This window comes from Nocardia uniformis NBRC 13702 (assembly GCF_001613345.1).
GTDB classification, from domain to species: Bacteria; Actinomycetota; Actinomycetes; order Mycobacteriales; family Mycobacteriaceae; genus Nocardia; species Nocardia uniformis.
This window is the reverse complement of the sequence record NZ_BDCE01000044.1, coordinates 1-16976: the sequence shown is the minus strand read 5'-3', so window position 1 is coordinate 16976 and position 16976 is coordinate 1. Positions and strand designations below refer to the sequence as shown.

General features: G+C 64.7%; 16 protein-coding genes. 7 read left to right on the top strand and 9 right to left on the bottom strand.

Going from position 1 to position 16976, the window contains the following annotated elements; genetic code table 11:
• Position 1: 1 nt before the first annotated feature.
• Both NU1_RS12985 and NU1_RS12980 read right to left on the bottom strand, forming a co-directional pair.
• A complete protein-coding gene (locus NU1_RS12985; RefSeq protein ID WP_067520876.1) occupies positions 2–976 on the bottom strand; it encodes an ABC transporter permease in 975 nt (324 codons plus the stop codon).
• Positions 977–1040: 64 nt separating this feature from the next.
• A complete protein-coding gene (locus NU1_RS12980; protein WP_245720099.1) occupies positions 1041–2024 on the bottom strand; it encodes a sugar ABC transporter substrate-binding protein in 984 nt (327 codons plus the stop codon).
• Between the two features lie 170 nt (positions 2025–2194).
• On the opposite strand from NU1_RS12980, the gene NU1_RS12975 reads away from it, so the two are divergent.
• Positions 2195–3199: a LacI family DNA-binding transcriptional regulator gene (locus NU1_RS12975; protein WP_067520869.1), complete on the top strand. Its 1005-nt coding sequence runs from the start codon at positions 2195–2197 to the stop codon at positions 3197–3199.
• Positions 3200–3233: 34 nt separating this feature from the next.
• Here NU1_RS12975 and NU1_RS12970 read toward each other — a convergent pair whose 3' ends face one another.
• Positions 3234–4025: an SAM-dependent methyltransferase gene (locus NU1_RS12970; RefSeq protein WP_067520864.1), complete on the bottom strand. Its 792-nt coding sequence runs from the start codon at positions 4023–4025 to the stop codon at positions 3234–3236.
• A gap of 254 nt (positions 4026–4279) precedes the next feature.
• Here NU1_RS12970 and NU1_RS12965 point away from each other — a divergent pair, with 254 nt between their 5' ends.
• From NU1_RS12965 to NU1_RS12955, 3 genes are all read left to right on the top strand, one after another.
• Entirely contained in the window at positions 4280–5557 is a 1278-nt protein-coding gene (locus tag NU1_RS12965) for an amidohydrolase (protein ID WP_084521244.1), read from the top strand.
• 233 nt (positions 5558–5790) lie between these two features.
• Positions 5791–7662, top strand: a complete 1872-nt coding sequence (locus tag NU1_RS12960) for a ThiF family adenylyltransferase (RefSeq protein WP_067520860.1) — start codon at positions 5791–5793, stop codon at positions 7660–7662.
• A gap of 65 nt (positions 7663–7727) precedes the next feature.
• Positions 7728–8696 (top strand): 3-oxoacyl-ACP synthase III family protein, encoded by a 969-nt coding sequence (locus tag NU1_RS12955; protein ID WP_212761548.1) that lies wholly within the window; start codon positions 7728–7730, stop codon positions 8694–8696.
• Between the two features lie 323 nt (positions 8697–9019).
• Here the strand turns inward: NU1_RS12955 and NU1_RS41355 are convergent, their stop codons facing one another.
• Positions 9020–9451: a hypothetical protein gene (locus tag NU1_RS41355; RefSeq protein WP_157552170.1), complete on the bottom strand. Its 432-nt coding sequence runs from the start codon at positions 9449–9451 to the stop codon at positions 9020–9022.
• Between NU1_RS41355 and NU1_RS43205 the strand changes: the two genes are divergently transcribed.
• Positions 9450–9914, top strand: coding sequence for a hypothetical protein (locus tag NU1_RS43205; protein WP_245720098.1), 465 nt, complete (start codon positions 9450–9452; stop codon positions 9912–9914). The genes NU1_RS41355 and NU1_RS43205 overlap by 2 nt on opposite strands.
• A 297-nt stretch (positions 9915–10211) precedes the next feature.
• Positions 10212–10712, top strand: coding sequence for a MarR family winged helix-turn-helix transcriptional regulator (locus NU1_RS12945; RefSeq protein ID WP_067520851.1), 501 nt, complete (start codon positions 10212–10214; stop codon positions 10710–10712).
• Between the two features lie 319 nt (positions 10713–11031).
• Here NU1_RS12945 and NU1_RS12940 read toward each other — a convergent pair whose 3' ends face one another.
• A complete protein-coding gene (locus NU1_RS12940; protein WP_067520847.1) occupies positions 11032–12288 on the bottom strand; it encodes an oxygenase MpaB family protein in 1257 nt (418 codons plus the stop codon).
• Between the two features lie 105 nt (positions 12289–12393).
• On the opposite strand from NU1_RS12940, the gene NU1_RS12935 reads away from it, so the two are divergent.
• Complete coding sequence (locus NU1_RS12935; protein WP_067520844.1) at positions 12394–13047, top strand: TetR/AcrR family transcriptional regulator; 654 nt, start codon at positions 12394–12396, stop codon at positions 13045–13047.
• An 83-nt stretch (positions 13048–13130) separates the two neighbouring features.
• Here NU1_RS12935 and NU1_RS12930 read toward each other — a convergent pair whose 3' ends face one another.
• Genes NU1_RS12930 through NU1_RS12915 form a run of 4 tightly spaced genes read right to left on the bottom strand, consistent with a single transcriptional unit; the run spans position 13131 to position 16676 of the window.
• Positions 13131–13748: a response regulator transcription factor gene (locus NU1_RS12930; RefSeq protein WP_067520841.1), complete on the bottom strand. Its 618-nt coding sequence runs from the start codon at positions 13746–13748 to the stop codon at positions 13131–13133.
• Positions 13745–14878 carry a sensor histidine kinase gene (locus NU1_RS12925; RefSeq protein WP_067520837.1) on the bottom strand — a complete coding sequence of 378 codons (1134 nt, stop codon included), beginning with the start codon at positions 14876–14878 and terminating at the stop codon, positions 13745–13747. Before NU1_RS12925 ends, NU1_RS12930 begins: the two co-directional genes overlap by 4 nt.
• A gap of 5 nt (positions 14879–14883) precedes the next feature.
• Positions 14884–15696 carry an ABC transporter permease gene (locus NU1_RS12920; protein ID WP_067520836.1) on the bottom strand — a complete coding sequence of 271 codons (813 nt, stop codon included), beginning with the start codon at positions 15694–15696 and terminating at the stop codon, positions 14884–14886.
• A complete protein-coding gene (locus tag NU1_RS12915) occupies positions 15693–16676 on the bottom strand; it encodes an ABC transporter ATP-binding protein (protein ID WP_067520832.1) in 984 nt (327 codons plus the stop codon). Before NU1_RS12915 ends, NU1_RS12920 begins: the two co-directional genes overlap by 4 nt.
• Between the last annotated feature and the right edge of the window lie 300 nt (positions 16677–16976).

Genomic DNA, 16976 nt, shown 5'->3' with positions numbered 1-16976 from the left:
TTCACTTCCGGAATCGCGAAATCGCCGCCGCCAGCAGCAGTACCGCACCGACCGCGATCGGCTGGTAGTACTGCGAGATGCCCAGGATGGTGAACCCATTGATCAGCGAGGTGAAAAGTACTGCGCCGCACACGGTGCCGAGCACCGAAGCCTTGCCGCCGCTGAGTGAGGAACCTCCGAGCACCACCGCCGCGATCGAACTCAGCAGATAGGTGGTTTGCAGGGACGGGTCGGCCCCGCCATTGCGGGCGACGAGCATGACACCCGCGACACCGGCCAACAACCCGCATGCGCCGTAGGCCAGTAACCGAATGCGGCGCACCGGAATTCCGGTTTCGCGTGCCGAGTCGATATTGCCGCCGGTGGCCAGCAGGTGTGTCCCGATCCGGGTGCGGAACAGGATGCCCGCCACGCCGAGCGCGGCGATCAGCGCGAACAGCCAGAACCAGCGGAAGGGTCCGACGCCGTCCAGGGCGAGACTCTGCAGGAACGCCGAATTCACCGCGATGCTGTTGCCACTGGTGAGCAGCAGCGTCAAACCGCTGAGCACACTCAGACTGCCGAGGGTGACGACGAAGTCGGTCATTTGAAAGCGACCGATCAATACACCGTTGACCAATCCCGCCGCCAAACCGCCCAGAATCGCGGCGGCAATGCCGACCGCCACCGGATAACCGTGGCTGGTCAGATATCCCAGTAGCGCCGCCGACCACGGCAGCGTGGCACCTACCGAGAGGTCGATACCGCCCACCACGACCGCGAACTGCTGGCCGAGCGCCAGCACGGTCAGGATCGTCGAGGCGACCAAGAGGTCGTCGATATTCTTGGCGGTCAAGAAGTTCGGAGTGGCGATGAAGAAGGCCAGCCACACGACCACCAGGGCGATCGGCGCGGCGAAGTCGGCCAGTTTGGCGGGAATGCGCAGGTCGGTGCGGCGGTCGGGCGCGACCGCCGCGATCTGGGCGGTGTCACTCACGCCTCCACCTCGCTGACGCTCGGTTCCGCCGCAAGTGCAGACGCTGTGCCGATGGTTCGCTCGCTCACTTGTCCACCAGCCCCACCAGCGGGTTGTCGAAAGGCTCGATGGGCTTGGGGAACGCGCTGATCTGCTGCTCGACATTGTCGCGGCCGATGAAGGCGATCGGCGCGACCACGCGCTCCGGAATGCTCTTGCCCTGATCCAGCGCGAGGCAGCCCTGCACCGCGAGTTCGCCTTCGGCATAGGGATATTGGGTCACCGTGCCGTACAACGTGCCCGCCTGTACGGCCGCCAGCGCTGACTGGATGCCGTCGACCGAGATCACCTTGACCTGGTCGGTGCGGCCCGCGTTCTTGATCGCCTGTGCCGCACCGAGTCCCATGGTGTCGTTGGCCGCGAAGATACCGGTGATATCGGGGTGCGCCTTCAGGATCGCCTCGGTGACCGTGAGTCCCTTGTCCTGTTCGTAGTCCGCGGGCGCGCGCTGCACGATATCCAGCTTGCCGCTGACGGCATCGGTAAAGCCCTTGTCGCGGTTGATTCCATTCTGTTCGCCCGCGATGCCCTGCAGTACAACTACTTTCCCGCTGCCACCGAGCGCCTCCAGCATTTTCTCGCCCGCGATCCGACCGGCCGCCAGGTTGTCGGAGCCGATGAAGCTCGCGTACTCGACCCCGGCCTGCTTCGAGGCCTCCACGTCGATCCGGGTGTCCAGGTTGATAATCGGAATGTTGTCGCGCGCCACCGGAACCAGCGGCGTGATCACGTTGGTGCTATTGACCGGCACCACCGCGAAGCAGTCGTAGCCCTGGGCCGCGAGCGTGGAAATCTGAGCGTTCTCACCGTCGGCATCGGTTTCGGACTGTCCGGCCTGCACCGAGACCTTGACACCGAGCCGGTCGCCCTCGGCCAGCGCGCCGTCGCGCAGTGCCGCCCAGTACGGGTTGGTGAAATTGCGAGTGACGACCGCGATCTTGAAGTCCGCGGACTCGCTGTCGCCGCGGCCACAGCCGACGGTGAGGGCGAGGACGCTGACGAGAGCCATGCCGGCGGTCGCATACCTGAATCGAGAGTTCATCTGTTGTTCGACCTATCCTGGTTTGAGATTCAACTCGTGTTGACAACTCGAATTGATGTGTAGTGTGTGACCTGACTCACGTGCTGTCAAGAGGTTCCGCGGCAGCCGGGGAAAACCACCGATTGAGGAGAGTTTCGATGACAGTCACCCGAGCCGATGTCGCCCGGCTCGCGGGCACCTCCCCCGCCCTGGTGAGCTATGTCCTCAATGGCGGTCCGCGACAGGTCGCTCCGGCGACCCGCGCCCGCATCGAAGCCGCGATCGCCGAACTCGGTTACCGGCCCAATATGTCGGCGCGCAGCCTCCGCATGAACCGCGGACACGCACTCGGCATGGTCATCCCCGACGGATCCAACCCCTTCTTCGCCGAACTGTCCGCGGTGGTCGAAGCGGCGGCATTCGCCAGGGGATATCCGCTGATCATCGGAAACGCCGCCGATGACGAGGCCCGGGAACGGGCCTATGTGAGCGCCTTCATCGACCGGCGCGTCGAAGGGCTACTGGCGATCTCGTCGTCTTGGGAGTCGGGGATCGCCGATGCGTGCGCGGCCGCGGGTATGGCGCTGGTCGCGGTCGACCGGCTCATCGATCCGGCACGCTGCGCGCACGTCATGTCCGACTCGCTCGCCGGCGCCAGCACCGCCGTCGAACATCTGATCTCCCACGGGCATACCGATATCGCCTGCCTCAGCGGACCGCACGTGTCGACCGCCGACGACCGAGTCGCGGGCTACCGCCGGGCACTGCGGCGCGCCGGATTGCCCGAAAATGTGATTGTGCGCGCCGAATTCGGCGGTGCCGCGGGCTATCGCGCCCTCAGCGAAATCATGCGGGGCACTCCCCGACCGACCGCGGTATTCGTGACCAGCGATCTACAGGCCATGGGCATGCTGCGCGCGGCCTACGACGCGGGCCTGCGTGTCCCCGACGATCTCGCCATTGTCGCCTTCGACGGGATCGAGTACACCCGCTACACCCGGCCCGGGTTGACCACCATGGTCCAACCGACGCGGCGCATGGGTGAACTGGCGGTGGAGATCCTGCTGAAACAGATCGACACCGGCATGACCGAACCAGGCGTGCGCAGCCTCGGCGCGGAGTTGAAGACCCGTGGTTCCTGTGGTTGCCCGGACGAGTTCTGAGCGGTTACCCCGAAAGCTCCCCGCCCGAACGTGTTCAGGGTTTGCGGGCCACCCCGCAGTAGCAGGAGATCTTGGCGTCGAAGGCCGGTGAGATCTCGGTGGTCTCCGCGAGTTGCCACCGGTGCGGTGGCACGACTCCCGGGGCGACCAGGTCGAGTCCGGCAAACCACGAGGTGACCTCGTCGTGAGTACGGACCTGAGCGGGGAGTTTGCGCACGCGGTAGACGTCTTGGGCGGCGGCCACCTGCTCGGGAGCGAAATCGGCTGTGATGGTACAGATCACGAGGTATGAGCCGGGAGCGAGGACATCGAGGAATTGCGACATGATCCGGTTGACATCGGTTTCGACGAAATGCAGCAGCGCGATCATGCTCAATCCGACCGGCTTGCTCAGGTCGAGGACCTGAGCCAGTTCCGGGGCGCGCAGGATGGAGTCCGGGTCGGTGACGTCGCCGTCGATATAGGCCGTCGCTCCCGACGCTTCGCCGGTCATGAACGCGCGAGCATGAGCCAGGACGAGCGGATCGTTGTCGACGTAGACCACCCGGGAGTCCGGCGCTACCTCCTGCGCGATCTGGTGCAGGTTGGGTTCGGTGGGAATCCCGGTACCGATATCGAGGAACTGCCGGATCCCGGCTTCGGCGAGGAACCGAGTGCTGCGCTGCATGAACTGCCGATTGACCTTGGCTGCGGTCCGAATATCCGGCCATGCCTTCAGGATTTCCTCCGCGGCCACCCGATCGGCCTCGTAGTTGTCCTTGCCGCCGAGAAAGTAGTCGTATATTCGAGACGTGTGCGGCTGGTCCAGTGGGAGAACCCCGTCCATCCAATCACCGCTTCACTCGCCCGATCGAACAAATCCTATTATCCGCACAGGCTAGTCCTCAGTCCGTCGGACCGAGGGCTTTCGCGCGGAAGCGTTTCGCCTCTTGCGGTGGGAGTTGCTGTCGATCGGCTCCGATCGCGAAGGCGGGCGACGTCGGGCAGGCTCGACCTGGTCACGGTGTTAGTTTCTTTCGGATAGGAAGTAAAGCCGGAAAATCGCCATGGCGGCCGCTGTGCCCGTGGATCATTGGCGCTGTGCCGTCGATCAACAGTCGTATCGCCCGCATCACCGCCGCACTCGTGGAGCCGTACCGCGACCTGCACGCACATCCCGAATTATCCTTCGCCGAACACCGCACCGCGGCGATCATCGCTCGGCGCGCGAAGGCTCTCGGGTACGAGGTGACCGAGGGGGTCGGCGGGACAGGGGTCGTCGCCCGGCTGGTGAATGGGCCCGGCCCACTGGTGCTGCTGCGCGCGGATATGGACGCACTGCCGGTTCGCGAACAGACCGGACTGTCCTATTCCTCGACCGCCACCGATCCGGACAGCGGCGAGCCGACCATGCACGCCTGCGGCCACGATATGCACATCGTCTGCCTGCTGGGCACGCTCGACGCGCTGGCCGCCGCCCGCGATCAGTGGTCCGGCACCGTGCTGGGTGTCTTCCAGCCCGCCGAGGAGACCGGCCACGGCGCGCGGGCCATGGTCGACGACGGTCTGTTCGAACGCTTCGGCACGCCGGAAATCGTGCTTGCCCAGCATGTCCTGCCGATTCCGGTGGGCACCGTGGCTACCCGCGCGGGCGCCCTGCTCTCCGCGAATGACAGCCTGCGGATCACCCTGCACGGGCGCGGTGGGCACAGTTCGCGGCCCGAGACCACGATCGATCCGATCATCATGGCCGCCGCCACCGTGTTGCGGCTGCAGACCATCGTGTCCCGCGAGATCGCCGCCGCGGACCAGGTCGTCCTCACCATCGGAACACTGCACGCGGGCACCAAGGACAACATCATCGCTGATGAGGCCCAGCTCGGCCTCAGTATTCGGACCTACTCGCCCGAACTGCGCGACCGGGTGCTCGCGGCCGTGCGGCGGATCGTGCACGCGGAGGCCGACGCCGCGGGCGCGGACCGTCCGCCGACAATCGAAACGCTGACCCGGCTGCCCATCACCTTCAACGACGCTGCCGCCCTGGATAAGACGCGCGCCGCGTTACGGGATGCCCTCGGCGCGGAGCAGGTCCTGGAAATGGCGGCCTTCCCGGCCAGTGAGGACGTCGGCAATCTCGCCGAGGCCGCCGGTGCGCCGCTGTCCTTCTGGTTCTTCGGCGGTGCGGACCCCGCGAAAGTCGCGGCGGCACAGGAGCGGGGCACCGTCGACCAGGACATCCCGATGAACCACTCGCCGTACTTCGCCCCGCTCGCCGAGCCGACAATCAATTGCGGCATCACCGCCTTCACGGCGGCGGCCGTTGCCTGGCTCGACCCGAGCCGAACCGGTGACGTCTCGACGTCACCGCGACAGGCTTGAGCCCACTCCCGTCGGGCACGCCACGAAGATTCACCTAGTTGGTCTTTCGTTCACTTCACAGCTATCATTCAGCAACACTTCTAAGCGGCCTTCATGGAACGCGAATTGTGTTGTCTTCCTGACCGGATCCGCTCAGACGTTGCCATACTCTGCTCGCCCAGCATCTACGTACAGCACACTCAGCTAATTCCTGGAAAGGATCCCTACACGTGTCGGTATCTGCTGGATCTCGCATGTCTGTCGACGGATGCGACATCCGGAGCCGCGATCCTGAGGTGCAGTGGCATATTTCGGCGTTTCACGCACCTCGCCACGGCGCCGACCACACCGATCAGGTGCGGCGGCTACGGGAACTGCGGGCTCGAATTCTCTACGACAACGGCCGGCGGCCGGGCTTCCGCGACGCCGACGGTGCCCATGTCGATGATCAGGAATTGGATTACGGTGCCTGGCATTTCATTGCCCGGCGACGCCCGGACGGCCCCGTGCTGGGCTACATCCGGCTCTCGACCCCGGCGACCGGTGAGCTGTTCCAGACCCGAGCCCATCTCGGCGAACAGCGATACGAACAATTGCTGGCCACCGAAGGTGCCGGGGTCGACGAGGCCTACGAGCACAGTCGCCTGGTGGTGGAGCATCGAGCCCGCAAACTGGGGTTGGGCGCGTATCTGAACGCGGTCGCCATCGGCGCCGCGCACCACCTCGGAGCCAAGATCATGATCGGCACCTCCGGAACCAAGGACGGCCAGGACCGGTTCCACGGCCGGTTCGGCTTCCATCCGGTGCCGGGGACGCGCTGCTACGTCGAGCGCTACACCGAGGAGGTGGTGATTCTGCTGCACCGAACCGCGGCGGGTGCCGGTGAATACACCGACCTGGTCGACCGGATGCGTGACGAGTTTCCAGCACTGGTGACCGACCATCCCGGCACCTGGCCCTCGGCGAGGTTCGAAACCTGCGGGGCACCACCGGCTCTGGTGGCGGCCGATATCCCGGACCGTGACGGCTGGCAGCCTGTGCTGTTCGAACCGGGCCGCGCCGACGATCACGAGGCATTGACCGCGCTACTCGAATCCGGCCGGGTCACCGCCGTACACGACACCCTCACGACGCAGCTCGCCGAGCTGATCGGCTGCCGCGAACCCGATCGCCGCTACACCGGGGCCGAACTCGATCGCAAGATCGACGAGCAGCTGGACGGGACCGAGGCATGGGCCTACGGCACGTGGGTCTGGTACCCCTGGTCGGGTCGGCTGGTGCATGTGCTGCCGCGCGAGGAGTTCCGGCTCGTCCGCTCCGACCGCAATCGCGACAAGATCCAACGGCCCCAACAACGTCGGCTGCTCGACCGACGGATCGGGGTCGTCGGACTGTCGGTCGGCAACAGCGCCGCGGTCACGCTCGCGCTCGAAGGTATCGGTGGCTCGTTCCGGCTCGCCGACTTCGACGAACTGAGCCTGTCCAATATGAACAGACTGCGTGCGGGTGTACACCACCTCGGGGTCGGTAAGGCGGTGATCTGCGCACGCCAAATGTTCGAGATCGACCCGTATCTGGATATCGAGATCTTCACGAGCGGGCTGAACGACAGCAATATGAGCACGTTCTTCCTCGGCGACCAGGCGCCGATCGATCTGCTGGTGGAGGAATGCGATACGCCCTACGTCAAGATCGCGGCCAGGGAATACGCACGGACACTGGGCATTCCGGTGGTCATGGATTGCAATGACCGCGGCATGCTCGATATCGAACGATTCGATACCGAGCCCGACCGGCCACTGCTGCACGGCAGGATCGGTGGCCTCCGCGCCGCCGACCTACCGGAGCTCACCGCCCAGGCCAAGTCCGATCTGATCTTGGCGATGGTCGATGCCGAGCGCATCAGTCCCGAACTGGCCGCGTCGTTCGGCCAAATCGGCCGAACGCTCAGCAGTTGGCCGCAATTGGCCTCCGATGTGGCACTCGGCGGAGCCCTGGTCACCTCGGCCGCCCGCCGCATCCTGCTGGGTTCCCCCTGTGCGTCGGGCAGGTTCTATATCGACCTCGATACCCTGATCGCCCCTGAATACAACACCGCCGACGCGCTGGACGGGGCCCTCGCATGACCACCATGTACGCAACGGAGCAACCGCGGTCCGTATCCGTACGACCCCCGGTCCCACTACCGGTCATGGTGTCGGGCTCCGGTATTCATCTGCCCGCCACCGTCGTCACCAACGCGGACCTCACTCGGACCCTGGATACTTCCGACGAGTGGATACTCAGTCGCACCGGTATCCGGGAGCGTCGACGACTGGCACCGGAGCTGGCGGTCTCGGATATGTGTGTCGCGGCCGCCCCGGCGGCTCTTGCCGATGCGGGGGCCTCGGCCCGCGAGCTCGACGCCGTCATTGTCGCGACGTACACCTGTGATCAGCCGCTTCCTTCGACCGCGCTGATGGTCAAGGAGCGCATCGGGGCCGATCGCGCGCTGCCCATCGACATCACCCAGGCCGCGTGCGCCAATGGGCTGCAAGCCATCCTGCTCGCGGCCCATCTGCTGAACGTGTCCGCACGGACGGTACTGGTCGTCGCCGCGGACTGTGCGTCCCGAGTGACCGATCCCCGCAACCGCACCACGGGGGTGTTCTTCGGCGACGCGGCGGGAGCCATCGTGCTGACCCGCACCGAATCCCCCGGGGCCGGACTCCTGTCCTGGGACTTCGGATCCCAGCTATCCCACGACGTCGAAATCCGGGCCGGTGGATCCCGACGACCGACCAGCGCTCAGACCGTCGCGGAGCGCGAACACTATCTCCGGATGGACGGCCGTGCGGTCTGGGAGACAGCGACCCGTCGTCTGCCACAGAGCATCCGCGGCGCTGCCGATCGTGCCGGGCTCGCCGTCACCGAGATCGACCACTTCTTCCTGCACCAGGCCAATCTCAATATTCTCACCGCCGCCATGGCCGAACTCGAGGTACCGATACAGCGGGCTCCCATCACCCTCGACACACTGGGCAACACCGGATCCGCCGGCGTCCTCACCGCGCTGCACCGGGCGCGTACCGAGCACCGCCTCCGGGGCGGAGACACCTTTCTGCTCTCGGCCATTGGAGCTGGATTCCAATGGGGCACACTCTGTTTCCGTCAGGCGTAGCCATCGGATTCGACTGCACACACGGCCCACGTTTCGTGCGGATCCCGCGCGAAACGTGAGGCTGTCTGTGGTCCCATACCTGCCAGCCGCTTGAAATCAGCTCTGCGGCGTATTCGGGAATCACCCGAGGAAACGTCTCATTCGCATCGACGTGACTGTCTCGATATCTCTACAGCAGATGGATCGAATGGTCAGGCGGGTTGCGAAGAACCAATAATGCCAACCTTCGATGTCGCACCCCACTTTCGGCAAGAGAAACTCGAGACACGCGAACACACGCCGGTCAATCTATGCCAGAATCGACGAAATACCAGGTCAGCGCCTTATACTTCCACGAATCGACCCCGTATGACCTCTAGATCCACGACAGTGGATTGACTGATTCGCGTCAATATCTTAGAAGAATTAACTTTCCATAGTGAATATTTAACTACAGATAAATACATACCGCACCGCCGCGCAACAAGACCCATCGATACCGAACCGTTATTGCCGATTTCGCCCCAGCCAGATGAGAACAGGTTACATTTCAAATCTCTTACGATTACGGCTCGCGATACCGGGCCGTGCCATTGCTTCACATTTTTGGAGATAGTTATGAGATCGACCGCATCCGTGTTGTTTCGTGCCGGCGTCGTTGCTCCGGTGGCGCTTGCCACGCTCTTCTGTTTCGCCACACCCGCAAATGCCGTCCCCGTCAGCGTGAACTGGAGTTGCAAGGGCACGATCTTCGGGATAGGCCAAACCTCGAGCATGACCACCTCGGTCGACGGCACCGCACCGAGTTCGGCGGCATCCGGCTCCGCCGTGGCTATCACCCTCACCCCCGGTGTGTCCACGGTTCCCAGTTCGGCCTCCGGATTCACCGTGACGAATATCAGCAACCTGAAGATGACCTTCCCGACGCCGGCCAATTCGACGCTGGTCTCGGCGACCGCCTCCGGAGGCACCGTGGCCGGCACCGTCACCACCTCGGGCGGGAATATCGTGCTCACCGTGCCGGGTCCGATCGCGGGCGGCACCAGCTTCACCCCGCCCGCGGTAACCATCAATGTCACGGCCGGCGCTTCGGGAACGCCGATCACCAGTCAGTACGCGGGGACCAGTCATGCCAACCCCGGTATGACCATGACGACCAGGGTTTCCTTCGTCGGCAATGTCGCGACCGCATGCTATCCGGATCCGTCTCCGACGCTCACCACCACGGCTGTCAGCTGAGTCCCGGGGAGGACGCGACAGCGTGACGGCCGGTACCCGCGCTGACGAAATGTGGTGACTACCTGGGCTGAGCCGCTATCCGCGGCCCAGCCCAGGTTCTGTCCGCGGCATATCGAGCAATTGCCGTGCACTGCTTCGCTTTTCGCTCCGTAAAAGCCACTCCGACCCGGGTATGCGATGCGGACCATCACCTCGGTCACCGTGTCGTACAGTTCATGTCCGGCCCTGACGTGGACGGTGACTCCTGTTGAGAGGTTTCATGTTTCAATTGTTCGAGGGTGGAAGCCTGTGCCTCCGATGCCAACCGACCCGGCTCCGATCGCAGTAGAGCTCAGAAAGGCCCTGGAGTTCTATCACGGAACCCTCGAGGATCTGGCTCGCGAATTGATCAGACTGCTGGGCGTGAACGAGACCGATCGACGTGCGTTGGAAATCGTCCTGCTCGGGGACGGCAAGTCCACAACGCCCGGAATGCTGGCCGAACGACTGGGCCTGACTGCCGCGGGCGCCACGGTCATGCTCAACCGCCTGGAGAAGCAGGGCTACATCACCCGCTCACTACACCCCACCGATCGTCGCCGCGTGATCGTGGTAGCCACAGATCTCGCCGCCCGTCGCGTCCACGACCTGATATCGACACTGGTCGACGAGGGCTACAAGATGATGCTGAGCTGGTACGACCCCGCAGAACTCGAATTGATCGCGGGCTTCCTCACCCGGGTGGGCGAACTACAACGAACCCACCGGCAACGGCTCCGCGATATGGAACCCTATTCGCGACGGCCGTCGGGCAGGTGATTCCAATTCCACTGGGCCACAAGATTCTTCAGCCACGAGATAGTGAGATTCCACCATCGAATCTCGATCATTGCCCGTAGGCTCTCCCCGCATACGGGCAGGCCGATAGTCCACGCAGCCATATATCGGCTCGTACACCACCAATGGCCGATGCATCGACGCCGGTCAGCAGTTCCAGCGCGAAGGCGCCATCCGGGAATGGCGTTGCCGATTGGACACCGGCTCCTACCCGCCGTACATCCTGCAAGGTCGATAGTCGGCAGCATTGCAGGCATACCACGGCCCACGTCTCGTGCGGATCCCGCACGAGACGTGGATGCTAAGCGGCCGAGCGGTTGTCGGCGAAACGATCGTGCCGCGCGTAGCTGCGGTCCGGATTGTTGGACTGTAAGACGCGGCGCACGAACCACCCGGTCACGCGGCGTCCGGCCCGCTCACTGATCCCGGTCGCCCCCGGTATCAATCGTCGCGGCACCTCGATCACGGTATTGATCGTGGACGTGGCCAGGACCGCGGCGACGAAGAGCCGATTGTCGGCCATACCGAGGTAGTCGGAGTTCTTCTTGCCCAGCATGATTCGCCCGTAGGCGGTGGCGTAGCCGGTGATGACAGCGCGCAGTGCGCGGGTCCGCACGCGGTCGTCGTTCAGGCCGTGGATCGAGCCGATGGATGCGATGAGGGCCTTGGACAATGTGCGGGAATCCTCGTCGGGCAGGAATTCGTAATCGGCCTGCAACCACATGAGTCGCCACGCATCGGCCTCGTCGGCGGGCAGCAGTTCGGATTCGAGCCCGAGCAGATAGCCGACATAGCGCCACAGGTGGTACACCGACTCCTTCTCCTGCTTGGAGAACTGCATGCCGAGCACCTGACAGCCGATGATGCTCGCCCACGAGAACAGCAGCAGGGTGCCCGCCAGTAGGGACTGGTTCACCGGCTGATCCCAGTTCGCGTAGTCCCAGTCCGATCGGCGGCTCATACCCGCGCGCACCTGGGCGTGCATGAGCCGCACCCGCAGTGTGTTCTTGAATCCGGCCTCGAACCGGCCGAGGCCGCCGGGGCTGGTGACGTCGAACCACCAGCCGGTGGTCTCCGAAACCCGGCGCGGAGCCATCGATTCGGCGGATAGGCCGCCGGTGCCGACCAGGACCTTGCCCGCGCGCGAGGCCAGATAGCCGCCATTGAGCGACATCATGGGCAGCACCAGGTTCAAAGTCCACGGTCCGACCCGGCCGCTGACCCGAGAGGCGTAATCGAGCTTCCCCTGGTCGACCCAGTACGGGATCGAATCGACCTGCGCGAAGAATGCTTTCAGCTCCGCGGGGGCGTCCGGCACGGCGTCGATACCGCGAGTCAGGGCAATTTCGAACATGCGGCGGCCCTGGCCGGTGGGCAGGCTACGGAACATATCGACCACGGCGTCGGCCAAGGGATCACCCATCCGGGTGAATTTGCGGTAGGCGTCCCGCTGTGCCGCGGTGGGCCGAATATCGCCCGGTGCGAGGAACTTGATCCCGAGGTTGTGCGGGAATTCCCCGAAGAATCCGGGATCGGACAGCTCATTGGAACGCGCCATTGCGTGCCTCCTGTATGCGGCTCCATTTGGTGAAGTGCTTCACCAAACGATTTTGGTGATAGTCTTCACCAAAATCAGCTGCATGGCAACAGGCGAGGTGGCGACGTGTCGGAACTCAGGCGGTACGCGGGCCGAAGCGCCGAGGAGCGGCGAGCACAGCGGCGGCAACGGCTGCGCGAGGTCGGTCTCGAGGTAATCGCGGAGCAGGGGCTGGCCGGGCTCAGGGTGCGCTCACTGAGTGCCCGGGCCGGGCTGAACGATCGCTATTTCTACGAAAATTACGCCGATACCGACCAGTTACTCAACGAACTCCTCGATGAACAACAAGCCGAACTCGTAGCCGAATTGGTCGCCATCATCACGACCGAACCCGCCGATGTACGAGTCCGATTGCGGACCGTGGTGGAAGCCATCGTCACCACGGTCGCGGACAACCCCGTCCGCCGCCAACTGTTCCTCGAACTCCACGCCACCGCCGAATTGCGCCGCCGCCGAGCCGAAGTCGTCAGCGTGGCTGCCAGCATCATGATCGATCAGGGTCGAGAACTCCTCGGCGAGGCCGCGGTCACCGGCATCCACGCCGAACTGGCCGCCCGCACCATCTCCCACGGCGGCCTGGACATACTCACCGAATGGCTACGCGGCGACCTCGAAATCGACCGCCCCCAACTGATCGACTTTCTGGTCGCCATGATCCTCACCGCCTCCGAAATCACCTCCACGGTGCGCCGGGAGATGGCCGCGTCGGAGCCCGCGTAGCGCCTCGCCAGCACCGGCGGGCCAGAGTCGAGTCGGGTGCTTACGGACCAGATCCCGAGCCTCTTCGCGGGCTGCCGTCGGGACTAGATCCAGCCCTTCTCACGGGCTTTGAGCGCGGCTTCGTAGCGGTTGGATACACCGAGCTTGGCCATTGCCGAAGATAGGTAGTTACGCGTGGTTCCCGGCGACAGGTGCGCCCGTCTGGCGATATCTTCGACGGGCGCGCCATCGATGGCGTATTCGAGGACGTCGGCCTCGCGGGCGGTGAGGACGGTATCGCCGGCGCTGATGGCTTCCGCGGCCAACTCGGGGTCGACGTATCGGCCACCACGATGGACGGTGCGGATCACCTCGGCCAGGGTCGCCGCCGAGGTGGTCTTCGGCAGGAAGCCGCGCACACCCGCGGCGAGGGCTCGTTTGAGATAGCCGGGTCGGCCGTGGCTGGTGACGATCAAGGTGCCCGCGCCCGGGGTGAGTCGCTGTAGTTCGATGGCGGTCTCGATGCCGTCGATGCCGGGCATTTGCAGATCGATGACAGCCACCGCGACCGGACCGCTGCCGCCGCGACCGCGCCAGGCGGCGATGAGTTCCTCGCCGGAGCCCACGTGATCGACGACCTCGAGATCGGCTTCGAGGCCGAGCATGGTCGCCAACGCGGCCCGGACGAGTGTTTCATCGTCGGCCAGGAACACAGGAATCATATGTTCTCCCAGTGGATTTCGAGCACGAATTCATCCTGTGACGCGCTGGTGTCGAGCGTCGCACCGAGGGGTGCGAGCCGCTCGGCGAGGCCACGCAAGCCGGATCGCTCGCCCGGTGTGCCGTGCGGGCTGTCATTGCGCAGCGACATCCCCGCATCCCCGAGCGCGAGGATCGCCGACGTCGCCGACGAGTGTTCGACGATATTCGTCGTACCCTCGCGCACCACCCACGCGGCGACCTCATGGAACCGCGCCGGAACATTGGCGGGATCGCCCTCCACGACCAGGCGACAGCCGACCGCCGACAGCAGTGACCGGGCTCCGGCGACCTCCCCGCGCAGATCGATGCCACGGTAGCCACGCACCAGTTCGCGCATCTGACCCATCGATTCGACGGCGAGCGTTTTGACCTCGTCCATCTCGGTCTCCGCCCGATCGGTGTCCCCGGATCGCGACAGCACCACCGCGAGTTCACTTTTCACCGCGATCGCCGAGAAGCCACGGCCGACGATATCGTGCAGATCCCGCGCGAAGCGCAGCCGCTCCTCGGCTACCTGCAGGTCCGCCTCGACCGCTTTGGCACGGTCCAGTTCTTCGACGACCCGCAGTCCCCACATGGTCAGCAGTGTCGTTCCGACGACGAAACCGCCGACAATAAGGGTCAGCGTCGCGGTGCCGAATCCTGTTGCCAGCGAGGAGCCGAAGGCGATTCCGGTGGCGAGGCTGACGCCGAGGACTGTCCACCATTTGTGCCGGATGAACGGAGCGACGGAGAACATGGCGAGTACCGCGACATAAATGCCCGTCAGACGTGCATGGTCGAAAGTCGACTCCCCCGTGGTCAGCCTGGCGACGACGACGGCGACAAGCCACACACCGGCCAACACCACTGTGGCGAAAAGTAGAACCCAGGGCCGCGACACCGAGTTCGATGACAACGCGAACTCGGGTTGCGCGTCCACCGCGGCGATGGCCGCGATACCGGCGACCAGTACACCGAGGATCGACCACCACGAGTCCGTGGTGATCGCCATAGCGCCGACCACCACGACGAGACCGAACTGGAGGGTGAACCGGCTGTAGAGCCGGAACTTGGCCGGCCCGGACAGCTCGCGCCACCAGGACGTCATGCTGCTCAACCGCGGTCGTCCCAGCGGAAGCTCTTGCGGGTCAGCGCGAACGCCAGGACGGTCCATATCGCCAGTGTGGCAAACGGTTGGCCGAATTCGCCGAAGGTGCCCGCGAAGTCGAGCGCCACGTCGGTGGTGGTGGCGGTAGCCGGTTTACCGGAAGCGCCGAGGGACACGAGATCGGAGATGGCCGCGAAGGGTGTCCAGTCGGCCAGCTCGGCCAACCGGTCGGGAAGGATATTCCGGATGGAGGCGAGACCGAGCATCGCGATTGTCATTACCGGCAGGGAGGTGATCTGTGCGGCCTCGGCGTTCTTCGTGACGGCGCTGGTCGCCAGCGCGAGCAGGGAGAACAAGACGATGCCTCCGATGACAGCGAGGGCTGTTGCCAACGGGTTGACCGGGGCGGGCGCGCCGGTCCCGTAGACCACCGCGGCGACCAGCAGCGTGGAGGCCACTGTCACCAGGGCACCGGGCACGGCCGGGGCGGTCTGGATCTGCCAGTCGGCGGCTTCTCCCGTGCGCAATCGTTTCAGCACGCCTTCGCTACGGCGCGTGGTGACCATCGACAGCACCGAGTAGTACTGCACGAATAGCAGCGCGACCAAGGCGATCAGCTCGAAGGTCATGGCCGCCGTGGCTGTCGTGGGCTCCTGATCTCTGATCGCGATGGAATACATGGCCAGGGAGATGCCGACCGGGAAGAACAAGGCCATCCAGACCAGCGTCTTGTTCCGCCGGAACTGCAGATATTCGGCCTTGGCGAGCGCGACGAGCGGGCGGCGGCGGAAGGTGGTGGCGGGTGCCGTGATGGTCATCGAGATACTCCGATCAATTCCGGTGTGGTCGCGTCGGCCGATTCGTTGGCAATGTCGAGGAAAACCGCCTCCAGCGAGGCGGCGCGGGCTTCGAGACCGCCCAACAGCAGACCGTTCTCACGCGCCCAACCGAGCAGTTCGAACAGCGTCCCCTGCAGGTCGTGGGTGCTGACCGTGACGCGTGCCTGCGCGTCGATATGCCCGGCCCGCAGCCGCGGCAATGGCAGTCCGGGGTGGTCGAATACGATCCGCGAAGGATGACCGTCGACGATTTCACGCAGCGTGCCGGTGCGCGCGATCTCGCCCTTGTGCATGATCGCGATCCGGTCGGCGAGTGCCTCCGCCTCATCCAGATAGTGCGTCGTGAGCACGATCGTCACCCCGGACGCTTTGAGGTCGGCGAGCAATCGCCAGGTGCCACGGCGGCTTTCCGGATCGAGACCGGTGGTCGGTTCGTCGAGGAACAACAACCGCGGCTGCCCCAGCAGGGCACACGCCAGATCGACGCGGCGCTGCTCCCCGCCCGATAGCGCACCGACCCGAGTATCGGCACGATCGACGAGATCGACCTGTCCGAGAACGGCATCGGCGGTCGTCGGATTGCTGCAGGTCCCCCGCCACATCTCGAGCGTTTCGCGAACCGTCAACTCGGCGGGTAACCCGCCGGACTGCAACATGATCCCGACCTGCGCGCGAACCTGCTCGCGATCGGTGCGCGGATCGAGACCGAACACCTCGACGGCACCGCCCGAGGGAGCGGCCAGGCCCTCCAACGTGTCGAGCGTCGAGGTTTTCCCGGCACCGTTGGTGCCCAACAATGCGAAGACTTCGCCCTCCTCGACGTGGAGGTCTACACCTTTCACCGCCTCGAACGCATTCTTGCCGTGGCCGTAAGTGCGGCGCAGACCGCGCGCGGTGATGACGTCGGCGGATGACCCTGGACTGCGGAAACTGTGGGAACTTCGATTCGTCCTGTTCACGGTTTCTACACTCGCGGAGACCGTCTGGCGTCAGTAGTACGCGCAGTCACCGAACTGAGACGAGTTCCTCATGTACGGGCGATGACAGATGTCATCCTCGGCGAACCCGGGGATCCTGCTCGATGTTGCCCGACTTGAGCCCAAACCCGACTGACCATTACCGCAATCGAAGCACTCCATCAGGTTCGTGACGCGTGGTCGCCACTTTTGGCCGAAATACTCTGTAGCAGAGCAACTGTCGTTGAAGGCGCTGTCTGATGACAGTGAACTGAGCGAGGCCAGCGTTCGCCGGGTCCTGGG